At 29.5% G+C, this 18424-nt stretch carries 11 protein-coding genes; 8 read left to right on the top strand and 3 right to left on the bottom strand.

The window, feature by feature from the left end; genetic code table 11:
* Window positions 1–251: 251 nt before the first annotated feature.
* Together AC23L6_RS04550 and AC23L6_RS04545 are read right to left on the bottom strand one after the other, a co-directional pair.
* A complete protein-coding gene (locus AC23L6_RS04550; protein WP_487561218.1) occupies window positions 252–1499 on the bottom strand; it encodes a mechanosensitive ion channel family protein in 1248 nt (415 codons plus the stop codon).
* A complete protein-coding gene (locus AC23L6_RS04545; protein WP_487561219.1) occupies window positions 1492–1776 on the bottom strand; it encodes a DUF3817 domain-containing protein in 285 nt (94 codons plus the stop codon). Before AC23L6_RS04545 ends, AC23L6_RS04550 begins: the two co-directional genes overlap by 8 nt.
* 92 nt (window positions 1777–1868) lie before the next feature.
* On the opposite strand from AC23L6_RS04545, the gene AC23L6_RS04540 reads away from it, so the two are divergent.
* From AC23L6_RS04540 to AC23L6_RS04510, 7 genes are all read left to right on the top strand, one after another.
* Window positions 1869–2381, top strand: a complete 513-nt coding sequence (locus AC23L6_RS04540) for a DUF6155 family protein (protein WP_487561220.1) — start codon at window positions 1869–1871, stop codon at window positions 2379–2381.
* Between the two features lie 67 nt (window positions 2382–2448).
* Window positions 2449–3975, top strand: a complete 1527-nt coding sequence (locus AC23L6_RS04535; protein WP_487561221.1) for a DEAD/DEAH box helicase — start codon at window positions 2449–2451, stop codon at window positions 3973–3975.
* 343 nt (window positions 3976–4318) lie between these two features.
* On the top strand, window positions 4319–5869 hold the full coding sequence (pelF, locus tag AC23L6_RS04530) for a GT4 family glycosyltransferase PelF (RefSeq protein WP_487561222.1): 1551 nt from the start codon (window positions 4319–4321) through the stop codon (window positions 5867–5869).
* 42 nt (window positions 5870–5911) lie between these two features.
* Window positions 5912–7525 carry a hypothetical protein gene (locus AC23L6_RS04525; RefSeq protein WP_487561223.1) on the top strand — a complete coding sequence of 538 codons (1614 nt, stop codon included), beginning with the start codon at window positions 5912–5914 and terminating at the stop codon, window positions 7523–7525.
* A 55-nt stretch (window positions 7526–7580) separates the two neighbouring features.
* Window positions 7581–8321 carry an endo alpha-1,4 polygalactosaminidase gene (locus AC23L6_RS04520; protein WP_487561224.1) on the top strand — a complete coding sequence of 247 codons (741 nt, stop codon included), beginning with the start codon at window positions 7581–7583 and terminating at the stop codon, window positions 8319–8321.
* A gap of 242 nt (window positions 8322–8563) precedes the next feature.
* The gene (locus AC23L6_RS04515; RefSeq protein WP_487561225.1) at window positions 8564–10309 is read left to right on the top strand and encodes a hypothetical protein; all 1746 of its coding nucleotides are present in this window, start codon (window positions 8564–8566) and stop codon (window positions 10307–10309) included.
* Window positions 10310–10311: 2 nt separating this feature from the next.
* Window positions 10312–14250 (top strand): DUF2194 domain-containing protein, encoded by a 3939-nt coding sequence (locus tag AC23L6_RS04510; RefSeq protein WP_487561226.1) that lies wholly within the window; start codon window positions 10312–10314, stop codon window positions 14248–14250.
* A 53-nt stretch (window positions 14251–14303) separates the two neighbouring features.
* Here AC23L6_RS04510 and AC23L6_RS04505 read toward each other — a convergent pair whose 3' ends face one another.
* Window positions 14304–15947 carry a T9SS type A sorting domain-containing protein gene (locus AC23L6_RS04505; RefSeq protein WP_487561227.1) on the bottom strand — a complete coding sequence of 548 codons (1644 nt, stop codon included), beginning with the start codon at window positions 15945–15947 and terminating at the stop codon, window positions 14304–14306.
* 562 nt (window positions 15948–16509) lie between these two features.
* Between AC23L6_RS04505 and AC23L6_RS04500 the strand changes: the two genes are divergently transcribed.
* Window positions 16510–18423 (top strand): DUF294 nucleotidyltransferase-like domain-containing protein, encoded by a 1914-nt coding sequence (locus AC23L6_RS04500; protein WP_487561228.1) that lies wholly within the window; start codon window positions 16510–16512, stop codon window positions 18421–18423.
* The last annotated feature ends 1 nt before the right edge of the window (window position 18424 follow it).

The raw sequence follows: 18424 nt of genomic DNA, 5'->3' as shown, positions 1-18424 counted from the left end.
TTATCAATAACTAGGTATTTTTAAATAATTGATACTGATAAGAATAAATATTGAAGTTAATGCAAAATTAAGTTTTCTTTTTTGCTTTAAAAATGGATTTCAAACATTTGTGTTTAAATAATTTGAATTTACTTGGCATATGTAAAATTTTATTTTTTAAGAAATTTATCTCAAAAAAATCAATAAATTATTGAAAACCATAAAATTGCAAAAAAATAATAAAAAATATAAAGTTGTGTTTACAGAAAAAATTATTTTTTTTCTGAAGGTAATTCAAATATTTCTAAGTCAAAAAACACAACTGAAGCAAATATATGATCGAAAATATCCGACATGATGTATTCGTAATTTTCAAATCGTTTGTCTTTTGTGAAAGCATAAATTTCTAAAGGAATTCCCTGAGCTGTAGGCTGTAATTGTCTGCATAATAGTATCATTTCCTTATTTAGACCAGGATAGTTTTGAAGATACTGAGTTAGATATTTTCTGAATAATCCAAAATTTGTTAGATTTCTTCCGTTCACAGGTAACGATTTGTCAATATTATTATTTGCATTGTATTTGTGAATCTCAGCTTGTCTACTTTCAATATAAGGAGTTATTAATTGAATTTTTTTCATGTTCTCAATCTCTTCATCACTAAGGAATTTAATACTTCTAGCTTTAATGAGAATATGTCTTTTAATTCTTCTTCCATCTGAATTTAGCATTCCTCTCCAATTTCTAAAAGAATCTGAAATCATACTATAGGTAGGGATGGTAGTTGTCGTATTGTCAAAATTTCTAACTTTAACTGTTGCGAGATTAATTTCTATTACATCTCCGTCGGCTCCAAATTTTTCAAAGGTAATCCAATCCCCAATTCTAACCATATCATTCAAAGAAACTTGAACGCTGGCTACAAATCCCAAAATGGTATCTCTAAAAATTAAAATGATTATTGCCGAAACTGCTCCAATTGTTGTAAATAAAGTATTGGGTTTTATTTCAAATAATTCCGAAATCATGACAGTAATACCAATCATCCATAAAATAATCATGATTACTTGAATGTAACTATCTATTGGCTTGTCACTGTATACGGGATTTTGCTTTAAATAATCTCGAAATGCATTAAAAATAGTACGGACAATCCACAGTACTAATAATACAATATAAATTCCAACTAATTTCCCAAAGATAGATTCCCAATACACAAAGTCATTTAAAATTATGGGAACAGATTTATAAATAAATAATAAAGGAATGAGATAAGAGAGGTACTTTGTTGTTTTATTAGTAATTAATAAATCATCAAATTTAGTTTTGGTTTTTTTAGCCACAATTTCCATTAAACTGACTAATATAAATCTAAAGATTATGTATATTAGATATGAAAAAAACCACAACAATATGATGTTAATTATCAGTCCCAAGTAGGAAGCCAATGTATCGTGAAATTCCCATTTTTTAAATAAAGGGTAACACCAACCAAATATCTTTTCTATGAACTTATTCATTGATTATGTATTTTCTTTCTATATAAAAAGTTCCAAACGGCACAATCGAACCCAGTATGACTATAAATAAATCTCTGAGAGACCAATTTTGTTTGTCTTTTATCATAAATGCCAAATAGATGTATGCCATAAAAAGTATACCATGAGTCATACCTATTGGAAATAATAATGATTTATACAAATCGATGTTTGATGGTTTTATAAAAAGCATGTTTATGAGTAACACAATATAAGAAATCCCCTCTGAAATTGCTGTAAATTTGAAAAATTTTGTCATTTTCTTCCATTTATTTGAAGTGCAAAATTAATTATAATCATTGATTAACTTACAACAAAAACATTTTACTTTTATACAAAATTTAATAGATAATGAGTAAACGAGATTTAAAAAAATACCTGAGCATACTTAACAAAGAACAATTAGAGGAGCAAATTATAGACTTATACTCTAAGTTCAGTGACGTGAAGGTATACTATAATTTTGTATTTAATCCAAATGAAGATAAATTGTTTCGTGAGGCCAAACTCAAAATTTCTAATGAATATTTTCCTGTTAGAGGAAAAAAAGCAAAATTAAGACGTTCAACCGCACAAAAGATAATCAAACATTTTATTACACTTGGCGTAGATACTTTCATCATTGCTGATGTAATGCTTTACAACATCGAAATTGCTCAAACCTATTCCTCAAAAAAATACATCAAACAAGAATTATTTTATAAAAGTATGCTCCATTCATTTGAACAATGTATCGAATTCATGATCGAAAAAAATATTTTAAATGATTTCAAAAGTAGAGTAGGGGTTATCGCAAATAAAACAAGAGAACAAAATTGGATAAATCAGTATGAGTTTAATACTATCGTTGAGCGTTTAGAATAGTATTTTTTTTATAAATTTTTTAAAAACCTTTTTTTAGACGTACTTTTGCAAAATTGATAGCATTGGGATGTCTCAAAAAAATTTAGAACTAGAAATAGAAGATAAAAAACAGCTTTATGGTTACCAACAAGGTGATATAAATGCTATTTTTGAGCGTCTAGATAACGCCCCTAGCAATTACCACCTACTATATCAATTGCCTACCGGTGGAGGCAAAACAGTTATTTTCTCTGAAATTGTAAGACGATATTTATCAAAACACGATAAAAAAGTTGTGGTTTTAACGCATCGAATTGAGCTTTGCAAGCAAACTTCTAGGATGCTTAAAACTTTTGAAGTAAAAAATAAAATCATTAACAGTAAGGTAAAAGAACTTCCCGATCAAAATGATTACTCTTGCTTTGTGGCAATGGTAGAGACCTTAAAAAACAGAATTAATGATAAAAAACTGCATCTAGACAATATAGGTTTAGTGATTATAGATGAAGCACATTATAATTCTTTTCGAAAATTATTGAGTTCTTTTAAAAATGCCTTCATTCTCGGTGTTACAGCTACACCTTTGAGTTCCAACATTAAATTGCCAATGAATCAAAATTATGATGAATTAATTGTTGGTGACACCATTGCCTCATTGATTGAAAATGGATTTTTGGCAAAAGCAACAACCTATAGTTATAATGTTGGACTAACTTCTTTAAAAGTAGGAATTAATGGAGATTACACCGTTAAATCGTCTGATGACTTATATTCAAATATGGCAATGCAAGAAAAATTATTGCACGCCTACACTGAAAAATCATTAGGTAAAAAAACCTTAATTTTCAATAACGGAATAAACACCTCTTTATATGTATACGACACTTTTAGAGAGGCTGGCTATCCCATTAGACATTTAGATAATACCAGTAGCCCTGAAGACAGAAGACAAATCTTATCTTGGTTCAAAAAAACTCCCGATGCCATATTAACTTCTGTGGGTATTTTGACAACAGGTTTTGATGAACCTACAGTGGAAAGTATAATTTTAAATAGAGCCACAAAATCATTGACACTGTACTATCAAATGATAGGGCGAGGTTCAAGAAAACTACCCAATAAAGATACATTTACTGTCATTGATTTAGGTAATAATGCTGCTCGATTTGGACTTTGGAGTGAACCTGTAGACTGGCAACATATTTTTAAATCACCTGAATTTTATTTAGAAAATTTACGTGACGATATTGAAATTGAAATGCATTTTAAATATGAAATGCCTCCCGAATTAAGGGCAAAGTTTAGTAAGACGCCTGACGTTAGTTTTGATGTTGATGAAGAGCATAAACTTGCAATTTCCAGAAATCTTCGTTCTAAAGTGGTTGTCGAAAAATCATTGGAGCAACATGCCTCAATGTGTGTAGATAATACCGAGGATTTATATGAAGCTAAACAATTAGCAAAAGAACTTCACGATGATATTGAGTCAAGAATGAAACGGTACTCAAATTGTTTAAGCCATTGCAGCAAAAATTATCGCGAATGGTTGATTGAAGATTACAAATTGAAATTAATTTTACTCATAGGAAAAAAATTCAGAGAAAAACTGTTTTAATTTTTTTCAACTCGATGAAATACATCATTTTACCGATGTACTTTCCCTCTTTTTTTTTTTACCGTTTTTTAGTCTCTCTTTTATCGACACAAATTGTGTATTTCATCGAGATTATCAGTGTTTACAACAGATTTCACGCGCTTTTTTTTTTTATTAAATAAAGACAAAATACCTTTGTAAAAGAATCAGTTGATAAAACGACAATTACAGATGTTTTTGAGGATGATTTTAAGTTAGTTTGAAATTAAAAAAAATAATATTGTTTTTTTTAGAAATGCCACCAGCTAAAAAATAAAATGTTAAACAAACTGGCCCCAAAAAGCCAATTTTAATTGAGTACTTTATGAGAGTTAAAGACAAATACGATGTGATGTTAATATTAGAAGGTACCTATCCTTTTAATGGCGGAGGTGTTTCAACTTGGGCACACATGTTATGCAATAAAGTAAAAAATGTTAATTATACACTGTATTCGATTAATGCCGATTTTGAACAAAAGCCAAAATATGAATTGAGCGAAAATGTAAAAAACGTAATTCAAGTTCCGTTATGGTCTCCACTAGAGCCTCAGGAGTTATTGAGTTACGGAAAAAAATTCTACAAAACAGTAAATAGAAAAGAGCAAAATGACGAAACTGAAATTGTAGAAAAATTTGTTCCAATATTCAAAAGATTACTAAGCAATATTTACGATACCAATGTCCATGCAGAAGAAATTGATGATACCATATTTGACATGTGGCAATTTTTTCAAAAACACGACTACAAAAAAACAATGAAAAGTGTTGCTGTATGGAAAACTTTTTGTGAAACAGTATCAGCAATCATAGCAAAAGACAATCATTATGAAGCGACTTTATATGATTTTACGGTTGGTATGCGTTGGATTTATCGTTTTTTAATACCAATTTCTATTGATGTTCCTAAAGTTGATGTTTCACATTTAACTTTATCAGGTTTCCCAGTTATACCTGCATTAGTTTTAAAATATAAATATGGTACTCCAATTATTGCTACAGAGCATGGAGTATTCATTAGAGAAAGATTAATTGCAATTAATTCATCTGAATATTCATTTTTCTTAAAAAATTTATTGATTAAATTTTCTGAATGTATAACTAAGGTTGTTTACTACAAATCAGATCTTATTTTATCAGTAAACAAGTTTAACATGTCTTGGGAAAAAATGTATGGAGCCAATCCTAACAAAATAGATGTTATTTACAATGGTATTGATGCTGATCTTTTTGTTCCTGGTGCTAAACCTGCACATTTAGAAAATGTCCCAACTGTTGTTGCTGCTGCTAGAATATTTGAATTAAAAGATATTATCACAATGATTAAATCTTGTGAAGTAGCAAAAAGGTCTATTCCAAATGTTAAATATTTGGTTTATGGTGATAATAATGCCGTTCCTGAATATACTCAAGAATGTATGGCGCTTATCGAAAAACTTGGACTTCAAGACAATTTTTCATTAGCAGGTTATCACGACAAACCACATCAACTTTTTTGTGAAGGAGATATTTCAATTTTAACTTCTATTTCTGAAGGATTTCCTTATACCGTTTTAGAGTCAATGAGTTGTGGTATTCCAGTTGTTGCAACTGATGTAGGAGGAGTAACAGAAGCTTTAGACGAAAAATGTGGATTTATTTGTAAACCAAAAGATTTTGAAGCTTTAGGACAAAGTGTTGTTACTTTGTTGCAAGATGAAGCCTTAAGAAAACAAATGGGTGCGAATGCTCGTAAGAAAGTTATTGATAATTTTACGATTGACAAATTCATAAAAGAATATGAAGTTGCATACGAATATATTGTAAACAAAGAAGTTCAAGAACCAATTTACTTAAATACTCAATTACAGCAAGAAGAAGCGATGGAAGCATCATAGAAAGTTTATTTTATTAACCAAAAATAGAACCCCCAATCTACTATGGAAAATCACTACAGAAACATTAAGTCTTTAATAGAAAATACTAAAGACAAAATCGGCAAACCCGTTAGTAGCCAAGTTGTTGCTGCTACAATCGAATCACTTGGTATTCGCGAAAAAGACACCATGACCGATTATGGTTTCCCGTCTATTCAAGAATTAGCAGAATTAGTTTTCTATGAACTGACCACTGATAAATATTATATTGGTGCAAAAAATGCTAAAGAACTTGAAGCAGAAGCTACCCAGCCAAAAACGATTCAAATTTCTGATTATCTAAGGGTAAAAGCTAAAATTTTTGCTCAATATTATTCCCTAGGAATTTTTCATCTACTACCTGTTTTAATACAAATCGCAGCTATTATTTTGTTTGGATATTCATTATGGACTTATGTAGGTTTTAATGAAATTCAATCGACCGCTGTGGTTTTAGGAGTTGTTGTAGGTTTGGTTTCTACTGGAGGATTTGTTCAAGTTATAGGTAGACAAGCTTCTTTTTATTGGAATTATGAGGATTATTTGATGACCAACAAAACAATAAATTATTTGTTAAAGAAAGGCATTCTTTCTATTTTTTTTGTTTTAACTTCTATTTTTCTCATCAATTTATTTTTTCATATTTATCCTTATGAAATCTTATTTGTAGTTTTTGCTTATGCATTTTTCATAGGACTACTATTGCTTGTTTTAGCACCTTTACATACTATCAAACAACGTTGGGTAATTACGTTTTCTATATTCATTGGAACAGCTGTTGCAATTTATTTAAAAGAGACTACGTCTTTGTTAATATTTGCTACACATTGGATAGGAATTGGAATTACAGTTATAATAGCCAAATTATTTCTAGTTGTTTATTTTCATAATTTAACTAAAAATAAAAAATCAATAAGCGGAAATAAGATAAAAGCACCTGTATTGTTGTATCACAATTATCAATTCTTTTTTTATGGTGTATTTATTTATGTTTTTATCTTTATTGATAGAATCATGGCTTGGTCATCAGGAATTAATGGAAATTTACCTTTTTTAGTTTATTTTGAAAAAAATTATGAATTAGGAATGGATTTAGCTATTTTAGTTTTTTTATTATTAGCTGGAGTTTTAGAGTACAGTATAGCATCATTTACAAGATTTATTGATATAGGTCAAAAAATTACGGATCATAAAACCCCTGAAGTGTTTAATAATCAACTTCGTAAAATGTACTGGCAACAAGTACTTATGTTATTTGCAACTAGTGCGCTAGCGTTTGTGTTTATTTATTATATCATAAATGCCCCTTGGGGATTTCAGGGTCAGTTTAAAGAAACATTGGTTCGATTGAGTATTAAAGTTAGTGTTATTGGCGGAATAGGATATGTTTTATTGGCTTGGGGAATGTTGAATTCATTGTATTTATTTACACTAGGTCAAACTTTAAAACCTTTGAAAGCCATAATTTATGCTTGTATAATTAATATATCTTTGGGTTTTGTTTTAAGTCGATTTTTTGCTTATGAGTATAGCGTTGTAGGAATGCTTTGTGGAGCAGCTATCTTTACGATTTTAACTTTAAAAGCAAATATCAATTATTTCAAGAGTTTAGATTATTATTATTATGCAGCGTATTAAGTATCTATTTTTTATTTCCTTTTTATTTTTATTTACTAATTCTGTTCAAAGCGATATGAAAAAAAATACCGTTTTAGTTTGTTATGGAAAAATGAAACCAGAATTGGTAAAAAACTATAAATATGTTATTCTTGAATCTAAACATTATTTACCAAGCAATATTAGAGTATTAAAATCTCAAAACGAGAAAGTATTTGCCTATATTAGCCTAGGCGAGGTAAATAAAAATGCTCCTCACTATTCTATTTTAAAAAATAATACCTTGGGGAAAAACAAAATTTGGGATAGTTATTATCTGGATTTAAACTCAAAAAAGACTATAGAAATTTTAATGATTTTGGTCGATGAACTTTTTGCAAAAGGATATGATGGTTTATTTCTTGATAATTTTGATAACTTTACCATTCATGGACCTCAAAAAGAACAAAAGGCAGCCATAGTTAATTTGTTAAAAATGATAAAAGAAAAATATCCGAATAAATCATTTATTCAAAATGCTGGTTTGGATTTAATTGCTGAAACAACAAACTATGTCGATGCTATTGCGATAGAATCTATTGCAACTGATTATAGTTTTAAACAAAAAAAATACAGCCTTAGAGAGAAATCACAATATGAAACCTTAATGAATCGATTACAGTCAATACATACAACCTACAATGAGCCTATTTTATTAATAGAATATGCCAACACCTCATTGCTAGCAAAGCAGGTTGAAGATCGCATTAAGTACACTGATTTTGAATATTTTATAGGTAATATAGATTTACAGTCTATACCCAATTTTATACACTAAGCCAAATGATAACTTTTTTAACAAGTTCAATACTATTAGGTTTTATAAGACTTTGTCTTATACTACTTTTTTTATTCTACTTGAATAGAAAATTTATCAATGTTAAAAACCATGAAAATTTTTTAGATTTTATTGTAAAAAATTGGTTCCGCTACGGTAGTGTCATGATAATTGTAATTTTTATACTTGTTGAGGTAAATGCCTATAACTTGTTTAATTGTTTTTTTGTTTTTACAATTCTAATGATTGTAGATTTGGTTGGTGTTGAAAATCTCAAAAGACCTCGAGAATACTTTACTAAAAAAATTAAGACATCCCTTCTAAACTTACTTAGAAACATTGAAAATAAAAAATCATTTTGGTTTTGGTTTTCCTTAGATAAAAGTAAAAAGAGTAAAAAGAATGATAATACTTTTTTATTACTATTGACAGCTGTAATAGGAGGTATTACTTTTTTAAGTAGGTACTATTTTATTATTTATGACAATTATTCGCTGTCTGATGCTTGGATATATGATTTATTTAAGGTAATTCAATTTGACAATCAGTTTTGGTTTACCTATGAATTAGCAACAGATGCTGAATTAGCAGTAGTAAATTTTTATGGAAAAATTACTGATGTTAGTCCAACTATTGCTCTACAGGTTATTGCAATTTTAGAGTCAACACTTTTATCAATTATTATTTTTTGGGTTATTCGTAATGTAACTCCATCAAAATTTCTTGCTCCAACAATTGCGGCACTTTTCTTTAGTTTAGTATATGTATTAACTCCTTTAAATGTTTACTTTCTGTTAAAAGGAAACCCAACTTTTCTAGCATTAACCTTTGCCTTACCAGCTTTTGTTTTTTATGTCAACCCTAGTGTCAGTAAATTAGGAAAACTAAGTTATTGGCTTTGTTATCTGTTCCTTTTTATTACGATAGGTCTAACAGATTTATTTACACTTTGTATACTGATTCCTCCTTTCTTAATCATCGGGTTGATATTGACCCAAAAGAAATTTAAAATATACAATTTACTTTGCTTGTTGGCTTATATAATTGCTTTGTTATTACTATTTGCAGTCTATAGCTATGCTTGCTACTATCATAGAGCCAATATTATTGAATATCTTCAAAACAATTTACTTTCGGTAAGTTCATACACTTATGTTCCACAATTAATTTTACCATATAGTGAGATTATTAGATATGCACAATGGAGCACCATAATAAGTGCAGCATTAGTACTGCTTTTAGCTATTTTTAAAAAAGGAAGTTGGAGAGCCTCATTAATTTTTTACCTATACTTTAATTTTCTAATTCTTTTAACTTTTATTAAAAGCGAATGGTTGGATATTGATTTAGTAAATAACTCAATTTCAGTTTTTATACCAATAATTATTGGTCTTAATGCAGCTGTAGTAATTCGAATTTTTAATTTGGTCTTGTACCGATTTGAACGATTTAGTCCAGTTTCTGTTAGCTTGGTTATCGGAGCAATGATTTATGCAGCAGTTTTCTATCAACAAAAAAATATAAATTCGTTAACTGTTTCAGAGCAAACCCCTAAAGACATTTTACATGCTTATGATATGATTTCAAGAACCTTTTTCAAGAATTCATATTGCGTTGTTAATGACCCTGCCACGCAGGTAATTAGTAATAATTCGCATTTTTTTATGAACTATGACTTTTTCATGAAAGACTATCCAAGAATTGATTCTATCAATACTGCTCACAAAAAAGACCCCAATTTTTTAGTTAAGAATCCAGAATATTCTTTATCAAAAAGTGTTTTAGTTTTTGTACTTAAAAAAAGTCATGCGGATGAAAAAAATACTTTTGCTGAAAATAAATACATACAGGATGAATTAGTCAATACAATTAAACTTTTAAGACATCGAAAAAGAACAGTTAAACTTTTTTATGAAACAGAAGTTCTTAAAGTGTATGAAATTGTAAATGAACCTCGAGAAAGTAAAATTTCGGATTTAATTTTTTAGAAATGAAAAAAATAATTCTACATACATATTTACCTTACATATTATCACTAAGCCTTTCGGTTCTATTATTCAGCTGTGAGGGATTAGATGATTGGACTGAATTACAAAGCATTGATTTATTCAATACTAAAAATAATGATCAAGGTCAAAAAGCTCTTAAAAGATATACACTGCCGGGGTTAAGCTCTCAGCCAGTCATAGAATTCATTTATGATCCTAGTGCCAAGTTTAGTGCTTTGTATCACAATGAAATAAAAAAATCATGTGATTATACCAAAATGCCGTTTCATTCCATGTCAATAAGTACTTGGAATAGCTCATTAAAAATAGCTCCAACAACAAGAGTCTTTGTAGTTTATGATACAAAGAAACTCAATGATGCTTCAATACCTGTTTTATTAGATTTTGTTTCCAATGGTGGAACATTATTTATTCCTTTTGCCTGCGAAGACAAAAGAATGTCTTATTTATTAGGTTTTAAACCCGAAGCAGAATATGGAGTAAATACAAATGCAGCAGGGTACCATTTTAGCACACCCATTTTACCTAATTTAAAAAATAAAACCTATTTCTCAAATATAAAATTATACGGATTTTCTGCAGATAATTTTTCTAATAAAATAAAAGTATTAGCCACAGCCGCTAACGATGCTAAGTATCCAACAGTAATTGAAAATCAGATAGGAAATGGCAAAGTAATTTTATACAATACCTCTAGCGATTTTAGTAAAATGGATCGTGGCTTTCTATTTGCTGGAGTTTTAAGAGGATTAGAAGGTATTCCATATCCAATTGCTAATACCGCAACCATCTTTCTAGACGATTTTCCAGCTCCGCAATATGAGATACTTGCCGAACCAATAAAATCAGAAATGAATCTCACAACATCTGATTTTGTCGAAAAAGTATGGTGGCCCGATATGCGAGATTTGGCTAAAGAATTTAAGATTCCTTATGCTGCAATGCTAACATTCGACTACAGAAATAAAATCGTTCCGCCATTTACCTTAGACCAATGGAATTATAAAAAGAGAAAAACAAAAGATAAGGTAGAGCCACTTCCAGATTGGCTAGTAAAAGATGTAGCAAAACACGGACACGAACTTGCATTTCATGGCTATAATCACGTTTCATTATTAAAAAAAGATTGGAAAAACCCAAAATTCATTACAACCTCAATGAATACCGTAAAGAAAAAATGGGAAATTAGCAATTACGGAAATTTACCTGTTACTTATGTTCCTCCATCAAATGATATTGATAGAATGGGGGTGGTAGAATTGAAAAAAGCAATGCCTTCCATAAAATATATGTGCAGTTTGTACATAGGTAATTTAGAAGATGGTGGTAATCGCGAATTTGATTTTGATCCGTTTGAAAAAAAATTATTCGATTATCCTCGAATTTCTAGTGGTTTTTATTTCAAAGAAGAAGAAAAATATACCATTCAATCTATGTATTTATATACTGGAATTTGGACACACTTTGTACATCCTGATGATGTATATCAAATTCCTGATAGATCAGATAAAACTGCTGGAGGATATGGATTAAGAAATAGCTTAAATTATGGATGGAAAAAATCTAAAGGCTCTAATAAAGCTACATTTCCAGAATTTAAAAATTATTTGAAACAATTAACCAATACTTTTCCTCAAATGCGCTTTGTAAACGGTAGTGATGGAGGAGCTATTGTTAATGATTGGAGAGCTTCGAGATACAATCACAATTCAGAACACGGACTGTACACCGTTAAAGAAGTCAATCCAGATGATAATAAACAGTATTGGTTTTTGTATGGAAGTTCAGTAAATACTGACAAAATTGAATTGCAATTAAAAAATCAAAAAGTTTTATTTGCAAAAACTCCATTTATGGACGGATTTTTATATTCTGTTTACAGCACTAAAACAAGTTTAACTTCAGTTGATTTATATTATAAAAAACCTGAAGAAAGAGCAAAAATGATTGCTATAAATAAGTTAGTTAAAGCTGATTATGCAAAATTTAATGTTTTAGTCAAAGATTTTATTAGTGGTGCAACTTGGAACGATGATTTTGATGAAAAATTAAAATTAAAAATGGATGAATTGAAAACAAAATTGTTATCAAGTTCCGTTATAGATTCAGTACTTTGGAATAAATATGCTAAATACATGTCATGGGAAAATAAGGGAGGTGAAGTTTGGAAAATGTATGAAAATTATGTTTCTAAAAATCCAAATTCAAATAATATTATGTATTCTGGAGAATTGGATAGAGTCATAGGATATATGACAGACGAAATGAAAGAAAAATGGATGTCAGAACAAATCAAAATTAATCCTAATGATAAAGAATTACTAAAAAGTTATTATGTTAATTTTGATACTGACGAATATAAAGACAAGATTAAAAATGTATTAAAAACCTTATACACTCTGGAAAATTCGCCAGAAAATTATAAAAACTACATACGTCATCTCTTAAATTATTATCCCGATGAAGCTCTTGTCGAATTAAAGGATAAAAAACCTGATGACAATTTAAAAGAACTTGCAACACCTATAATTTGGTTATTTGCTGATAATGCTGAATATAAAAAGGCTATTGAATGGTCTCCATACAGTAATGAAATTGATTTTGTCACTAAGATGAATTGGTATATCGATTCGGGTAAAACAAAATTATTAGAAGCAGAATACCTAAAGTACATAGCCTCTCATCCGGATGATTATGCTGCTAAGGTTATAATGAGTAATGTATATCACGAGCAAGGACGATTTAAAGAAGCATGGGTGCTTGCAAATTCATTGCCTGAAATGCCCGAAAAGGAAGAATTGAGAAAAACGCTAAATAAAGATGTTGTCTACGAAGAAGATGCATTGCAACAAGATTTAATTGCGAATCATTCAGAGTTGTTTTATCCTAACGTATTAAAAAAATTGATTAAAGAAAGTCGTTTAGCCAAAGGAAATTTTATTGATATAAATAGTTTTGTCGAAACGAATCAAAATGATCCAACAACTATCAAAAATTTGTTGTCCTATCACTTTTATAATAAAAAAGGAAGCTTACATGGTTTATCAGTGAGTTATGACAAATATTATAAACTAGACCTTGGAGGTAAAGAATATGATGAAAATAAGGACAATTCAACAATGGGTCTACAATATAAATATACCTCGGCGATAAAAGATGAAAAACCACAGTATTGGTCAAGTGCTAGGGTAGAAGTAGACAGAAAAACAAATCCCTATTTTCAATTTGGAGCAGGTATTAATCATTCAAAAAACAATAATTATAAATCAGCTGATTTTAACTTGATGCCAGTAGAAACTGCCTCAGGACTTAATCAAAAAATGTATCAAATGAAGCTGAATTTATACAATGAGTTTTATTTATTCAAAAAAATAAATACAACACTTTCTTTTGAAAGTAATTATTATACAAAAGGATTACTATCAAGAGATACCATAACTCCTATAATTAATCCTAACCGTATGATGGCTAGGAAAATCTATACTCAACTTGATAACGGGGATACTGTTATAGAAGAATCAGGAGATGCCATGGATGGAGCACTAACGTTGAGAATGATGTTGAATGACGGTGAAGTCAAAAAATCAAAACTAATTCCTTTCATAGAAAGTCAAGTATCTTATGGTACAAAAGATTTAACAAGTGGATATCCATATTGGATGATTAAAGACCGTTTCTATGGTGGAGCAGGACTGGGTTGGGAATTTGGTACAACAAACTTCCATTCTCGAATTGAAGCAGGATATTTTTTAGATACTTTTAGTGATCATTTTGAAAGATTTTCAGGAATAATTAGCTATCAAATATTTGATTTTACCGCATTAACTCTTAACATGGAGTTATTCAACCAAGACAAATATTATTCGAATTCTTTTCAAATTGGTATAAAACATAACTTGAAAAGAAAGTATAAAAAATAAATCATAAAAAAAGGGCGAACCAATGGTCGCCCTTTTTTTATGATTTATTTAAATTAATGTTTTACAATAATTTTACGAACATCTAAGAATGAATCTTTTGTAAATTCTATAAAATACAATCCATTGCTCAAGCTATTTGTATCGATAATCATTTTGTCTTTATCTAAAATACTAGAAACTTTTACTTTTTGACCTATAGAATTTATCACAGCAACATTATAATCTTGAATATTTTGTAATTCAATAGCTATCTCGTCATTAGCTGGAACAGGATAAATAGTCATATTAAGTTTTGAATGATTTGAAGTTCCTAAAGTAGTACCATTAACCACATTAAGTGTATAATTTAAATCATTATAACCTGTAGTACTATCCCAAACATTTTCGTTAGCAAAACGGATAGCATACTCAGGCTTTTTTGCTAGTGTGCTAGACAAATCAGGCATATGCAAATACATTTTGTAATTACCCGTCGTCAGATTTGTAGGAAGTTGTAAATCTTCTTTAATAGTTAATTCACTTGTTCCCAATAATTTTCTAACATCAACATTCATGAGTATTGGAAAAACCTGATTTGTTGTTGTATTTTTTAATACGAGGTAAGTATTTCTTTCATTGAAAGGTGAAGAAAATCCTGAATTTTTTAAATTAATAGTTACTGGAAGAGTTGTTCCTAAATTTACAGCTTGTGGAAAAGTAGCCGAGGTTAACTCAAATCGATATCCAAGACTCTTCTGAACAGTTTCAAAGCAATTGTCAGTTTCAAAACCATCTATTACTGCTGGATAATAATCGATGTTAAGAAAAGACCAATGAAATTTTGTCATTTCAGCCACAGCTGTTGTACAATCTGTTCTTGGAGAATTTAAAGCACATGTTTCGCCTCCCATAGGAACAAACTTAGTGTCTTGTTCTAAATACGGATATTGAGTAGTCACATTGTCATAGGTTCCAAAATCACTAGAACTTGCTAAAAAACAATCATTATGATGACCTATCCTAGCTAAACTAGACTCAGAAAAAGCTTGAGTATTAGTTAGAGCACTTTTAGAATACAACCCTTGTTTGAAAGTTGGGGTTCTAATCTGTATCATTCTGCTTTTAGGTAATGCACTTAAAATAGCTTCGACAACTTCTTTTCTGTTAGCAATGTTTGTTGCGGTTAAATTTGTTTGGTTGTATCCATAACCTCCAAATTCAGCTTGACTAGTATAATACCATTCTCCCCAAGCGCCTATAAAACCTGCTTGCATAACACTGATAACGTCTTCATTAGCTTGTAATAAAGGCTTTAATTGTTGCAAGTGGGATAATATTGTAGCTTTTGATGCATCTCTTGGAGTTGCATCTTGATCATCAGAATAAGTAAAACGAATTATACATTTTAATCCAGCATTTCTAATAGCATTAAAATCTTTTTGCATGTTGGCTAAATAACCATCCGCTATTGGAGAATTAATATAATCATCAAGAGGAAAAGCTCTATAAATGAGAGTTATACCACTTGTTACTCTGTAATTCGTAAGTGAAGACTGATTCAAAAGCTGATAAGTGCCAGAGTGTGCTGATGTATGCTTATAAAATCCTCTTTCCGGATTAGGAAAATTTAAAGTAGAAGTTTTATAAGTAACATTTGTAGTTTGAGTATTACCAAACTGAAATAGAAGAATTGCAAGAAAAATAAAAAATTTCTTCATAACGTATAGTAGGTTAAGATTTTAAACGTAATTTATTTAGGTGCTTGATTAATGAATTTGGGTTCATCATCACACTTGACAAATTTATAAGATTAAATGTAAATTTTATCGACGAAAATGTTAAAATTCCTTTTTTTATCGATTAAGTGCATTAATATTTATCTTTTATAAAAATTATACTACAAGAATTGACCATGTTGTAAGAATACATCCAAAGAATTACAAGAATAAGTTTTTAACATTTTTTTATAGTTTTGTTGACAACTCAATTATTAATAAGAATTGTTTCACAGTATAGAAATTTTAAATTTGTAAAGAGTGGCAAAAAATTGGTGTTTTAATTTATAAAATGAATTAATAAAAAAGTAAATAAATTGAACTATAATTTATATTATGTAAAATAGAAAAAATATCTTACTTCTACTTCTAACTAAAAAATGTTAATCAAATGCTTATTACTTTTTATAAATAAGCTATTCTATCAACAAATCGTTTACTATTTTTGCATAGTAATCTTAATCCTAAGATTAATAAATTTTTCTTTTACGTAATTAAATTAATTATGAACGCCATCACAGAACGAATTGCTGATTTTTTAAAGGAATATCCACCATTCAATATTCTTTCCTTTCAAGAATTAACATTAGTTGCTTTAAGTATTCGTGTTTTAAATTTAGAAAAAAACAAAACGTTATTTCAAATTGATGATCCTTTGCATGACAGTTTTTATGTAGTTGCATCTGGTGTTATTAATTTATCTGTAATTGCTGATGCTGAGGAAACACTCTTAAATAAATGTATTGAAGGTGATGTTTTTGGTTTACGCCCTTTCTTCGCTAAAAATAATTATATGATGACGGCAAAAGCTAGAGAAGAAAGTATTGTCTATGCTATTCCTATCGCTACTTTCCGTCCATTTGTAGCACAAAATGGAGAAGTTTTGAATTTTCTATTAGAGAGTTTTGCGAGCAATACTGCAAATCCAAATGATCGAGAAAATAAAGGAAAATTACTATCCGATAATGTTGTTTTAGCCTCAAAACCCTCTGAAATTCAATATTTTCAATCATTATCCTATAATCGAACTCCTTTAAAAGTTACCCCTCCATCGCTCATAAAAGATGTCGCTCAACTCATGACGGATAATTTACTTGATAATGCTCTTATCATAGACAAAAATTTTCCTATTGGCATTGTTACCGATACAGATATGCGTTCCAAAATTGCCACAGGAAGGAACTCTATTAACTCTTCGGTTGATAAAATAATGTCTTCGCCTGTAATTACTGTCCCTGAAAATGTTTCACTTGCCGAAGCACAATTATTGTTGTTAAGATACAATGTTAGTCATTTATGCGTTACGCAAGATGGATCAGAAAAATCAGAAATCAAAGGGATAATTTCAGAACATGATTTGGTTGTGGCGCAAGCAAGTAATCCAGGCATTTTAATAAAAGAAATTAAACGATCGCAAGATGCAAAAGATTTGAGGAAAGTTAGAGCTAAGTTGTCCGATTTGATTCAAACTTCCATTGCCAAAAACATTCCTTTATTACATTTAACAAATATTACAGGTGAAATTAATTTAGCGCTAATAAAACGCTCAGTTGAATTAGCTATATTAGATTTAGGGTCTCCTCCTGCTCGATTTGCTTGGTTAAGTATTGGAAGTCAAGGTAGAAAAGAACAATTATTAATTACAGACCAAGACAGTATTTTGGTTTTTGAAGATGTCGCAGCAGATAAATACCGTGATGTTAAAGATTATTTTATAAAACTAGCAAAAAAGACAGTTGAAACATTAGAAAAAGTAGGCTATCAACCCTGTAAAAATGGTCATATTTCAAGTAATTTGCATTGGTGTAAATCACTGACTGACTGGATAAAACAATACAGTAATTGGATAAATACTCCAGGAGAAGTAAGTAATGAAATTAGCAGTATTTTCTTTGATTATGAGATTGCATTTGGTGAGGAAAAAATTGAAGAAGCAATTACAGATACCATCTTCAAAAATGCCCTTAAAAATAAATTGTTTTTTGATTATTTAGGAAATGATGCCCTGAGAAAGCCATCACCTCTTAGTTTCTTCAAAAAATTTAACGTTGAAGAAGATGGTATAAATAAAGATAAATTTGACATCAAATTACGAGCTTTGATGCCTCTTATCGATGGGGCTCGTCTGTTTACAATCAGTCATAATATTAGAGGAATTAATAACACCTATTTACGTTTCAAACAATTAGCTATCGTTGACCCAAAACATTCAGAAATATATTTGAATTGTGCTGATGCTTTTCTCACACTCTCAAAATATAGAACTCTTGAAGGATTGAAAAATGACAATGATGGTCAATACATTAATTTAGACGAGCTATCAAAGGTAGATAAAGAAACTTTAAAGAACGCTTTGGCACCAATGAGAGAATTAGAAGAATTAATAAAAGATACATTTCAATTGACGCAATTTTCATAAT

The sequence above is a fragment of the Flavobacterium sp. R1_16 genome (assembly GCF_057652095.1).
The sequence above is the reverse complement of the archived record's forward strand: the minus strand, read 5'-3'. Positions and strand labels throughout refer to the sequence as shown.

Excerpts from the sequence above, each read along its gene's own strand:
- AC23L6_RS04550 (WP_487561218.1), bottom strand. The coding sequence starts at position 1,499 with ATGAATAAGTTCATAGAAAAGATATTTGGTTGGTGTTACCCTTTATTT.
- AC23L6_RS04545 (WP_487561219.1), bottom strand. The coding sequence starts at position 1,776 with ATGACAAAATTTTTCAAATTTACAGCAATTTCAGAGGGGATTTCTTAT.
- AC23L6_RS04540 (WP_487561220.1), top strand. The coding sequence starts at position 1,869 with ATGAGTAAACGAGATTTAAAAAAATACCTGAGCATACTTAACAAAGAA.
- AC23L6_RS04535 (WP_487561221.1), top strand. The coding sequence starts at position 2,449 with ATGTCTCAAAAAAATTTAGAACTAGAAATAGAAGATAAAAAACAGCTT.
- pelF (WP_487561222.1), top strand. The coding sequence starts at position 4,319 with ATGAGAGTTAAAGACAAATACGATGTGATGTTAATATTAGAAGGTACC.
- AC23L6_RS04525 (WP_487561223.1), top strand. The coding sequence starts at position 5,912 with ATGGAAAATCACTACAGAAACATTAAGTCTTTAATAGAAAATACTAAA.
- AC23L6_RS04520 (WP_487561224.1), top strand. The coding sequence starts at position 7,581 with ATGAAAAAAAATACCGTTTTAGTTTGTTATGGAAAAATGAAACCAGAA.
- AC23L6_RS04515 (WP_487561225.1), top strand. The coding sequence starts at position 8,564 with ATGATTGTAGATTTGGTTGGTGTTGAAAATCTCAAAAGACCTCGAGAA.
- AC23L6_RS04510 (WP_487561226.1), top strand. The coding sequence starts at position 10,312 with ATGAAAAAAATAATTCTACATACATATTTACCTTACATATTATCACTA.
- AC23L6_RS04505 (WP_487561227.1), bottom strand. The coding sequence starts at position 15,947 with ATGAAGAAATTTTTTATTTTTCTTGCAATTCTTCTATTTCAGTTTGGT.
- AC23L6_RS04500 (WP_487561228.1), top strand. The coding sequence starts at position 16,510 with ATGAACGCCATCACAGAACGAATTGCTGATTTTTTAAAGGAATATCCA.